General features: G+C 30.7%; 1 protein-coding gene and 1 pseudogene. Both read right to left on the reverse strand.

Features of this window, described 5'->3' with window-relative positions:
• A partial coding sequence (locus tag F6K13_RS31640; protein ID WP_287289655.1) for a glycosyltransferase family 39 protein occupies positions 1-1116 on the reverse strand: 1116 nt, incomplete at its 3' end.
• Positions 1117-1541: 425 nt separating this feature from the next.
• Positions 1542-1762, reverse strand: a pseudogene (locus F6K13_RS31645) (hypothetical protein); the annotation flags it as partial.

Consider the following 1762-nt stretch of genomic DNA (forward strand, 5'->3'; position numbering starts at 1 on the left):
TGTTGAACGTTGTCCACCAGAGATTAAATCGGGAATTATCAAAGTCATGGGAGTTAATAATATCAAGGTTAAAATGAATATACTTACTGATTTAGGTGCATTCCGACAAATAAAATAAATTGAGTATATGACTAAGACTAAAGTTATCAATAATAGATACGGCCAGATTGTATTGAGACTTAATAAAGCATCATTATCAAAAACAATATTTTTGACATCAAATAATCTTTCTGGAGAGCCAATTTGAATATCAATAAAAGTAAAACCTAAATTAATCAACCATCTTTTCAACAAGGTTAATAAAGGTGCTGCTTGAGATACCCATTTTGTGCCATCGAAATGTTCAATTATTACTATAAACCATGGTAAAAAAATTAAAAATCCAGAAACAGATGCTAAGAGATAAGATTTGAATTTTTTGGTTAATTTTAGTTTTTCGATTAAAAGTATATATGATCCATGACCCAAGGCTAATAATATTGAAAAAAGATGAGTATATAGGGCAAAAATTAAACTTACTGTGTAAATTTGCCAGCTACGTTTAGTGGGGATTTTCATTGCCCGAAGTAAGGCAATACTTGATAATAAAATTGTTACTGTAAATAAACTATAAACCCGTGCTTCTTGAGCATATAATACTGAAATTGGAGAAACTGCCGTCAGAGCGATCGCTATTTCTCCAACTAATGGTTGATTGAACAATTCTCGGCATAACCAGTAAATACAAGGAAATATTAATAAGCTGGTCAAAGCTGAGAAACTTCTGGTTATTGCTACAGAATGACCGAATAATTTTACCCACCATCTGAGTAGTACAAAATAAATTGGTAAATGTTCGGGGTTTTCTGTTGCTAAAGAGTTGATAGTATTAATGACATTTTTATTAGAGTTAGTGCCTTGATACTGCTGGAAAAATTTCCCACTAATTATGCCAGCTTCATTGGTTATATCTTCTAATTCGCCCCTAGTATAACCAGCAATTCTTAAGGAGGTAATTGTTTCATCGTACCAGTAAACTTTGCGGTCAATATTTATGAATCTGAAACATATTCCTAAGATTAAGGTAATGGCAATAAATATTTTTAGCCAAGTAAAATAAGGTTTTTTATAGAACATTAAATCAGTTATCAGTTATCAGTTATCAGTACCTCCTGTAATAAGGAGGCAAGAAAATACGGAATCTTCTTTTTCTCTTTGTCTCATAGGTATGGCTCCGAGACCTCGCCATTCCACCCTACGGAAAGCTGCAAAGATTAACCGCTTTTTATCCTCTTAAAAGAAGAAGCTTCAGACTCAAATTTTTCGGTGATATATGGTAGATTTTACGTTCAATTTCATTAGGAATTTAAACCTCACTGACTTCTGACTCCTAATAAAGAACCTAGTCTGCTGTAATTATTTTTTTGCTTTCCCTAGATTAATTAGAGATTTTTCAGCATTTTTTGTTAGTAATTTTTTTGAACTTTATCAAACAGGGAATATTTTGTCAATGATAACTGTTTATATAAAGGAAGAAAAGAAGAAAAATTTTTCAATAGTAGCTATTTTTCAATAATTTGATACATCTTATATAAATTATCGATATAAGTTCTTTCTACTCCTGAACATTGAATAGAATCATCATTTTTAATAATTATATGAGTTATCTGATATTTATCAATTAAATTTTGCAAAGCCTGACATTTAGCTATGGCAGAATTATCATAAAACTGCTGTGCCATTAATAATCTATTGTGCCATTCAATAACTTCTGTATCTTTGA

The organism is Okeania sp. SIO2B9, from assembly GCF_010672505.1.
Lineage (GTDB): Bacteria > Cyanobacteriota > Cyanobacteriia > Cyanobacteriales > Microcoleaceae > Okeania > Okeania hirsuta.